The 668-nt window shown below is 69.2% G+C and carries 1 protein-coding gene; it reads right to left on the minus strand.

Annotation, left to right across the window (positions count from 1 at the left end; translation table 11 throughout):
* Positions 1 to 668, minus strand: a 668-nt coding sequence (locus ACNKU3_RS20640; protein WP_418261465.1) for an AMP-binding protein, incomplete at both ends; no start/stop codon positions are given.

Below are 668 nucleotides of genomic sequence, written 5' to 3' on the forward strand. Positions count from 1 at the left end.
GCGTTCCAGGCCACCGCGCCGCCGGTGCGGCGCACCACCAGGCAGGTGTGCACGTCCGGGCACTCGGCCAGGGCCTTGTCGGCGTTGGCCTTGAGGGGAACCTTCTTGCCGCCGCGCACGCCCTCGTCGGCGGTGATCACCACCCGGCAGTCGGAGTCGAGGATGCGGTCCTTGAGGGCCTCCGGGGAGAAACCGCCGAAGACCACTGAATGCACCGCGCCGATGCGGGTGCAGGCGAGCATGGCGTAGGCGGCCTCGGGGATCATCGGCATGTACAGGCAGACGCGGTCGCCGCGCTGCACGCCGCGGGCCTTCAGGGCATTGGCCAGGCGGCAGACCTGGTCCTTCAGTTCGGCGTAGGAGATGTGCCTGCTGTCGGCGGGGTCGTCGCCCTCCCAGATCAGGGCGGTCTGGTCGGCCCGCTGGGGCAGGTGGCGGTCGATGCAGTTGTAGCTGACGTTGAGTTCGGCGCCATCGAACCAGGCGGCGTGGCCCTGGTGGAAGTCGTAGTCGACCACCGTGTCCCAGGGCTTGTTCCAGCTGAGGAATTCGGTGGCCTTCTCGGCCCAGAAGCCCGCCGGGTCGTCGATGGAGCGGCGATACAGGTCCCGGTACTGGTCCGCGTTGATATGGGCGTCGCTGAAGTTCGCGGGGACCGGGTGGACGGG

This window comes from Haliea sp. E17, assembly GCF_048323675.1.
In the GTDB taxonomy this organism is placed as follows: Bacteria; Pseudomonadota; Gammaproteobacteria; order Pseudomonadales; family Halieaceae; genus Mangrovimicrobium.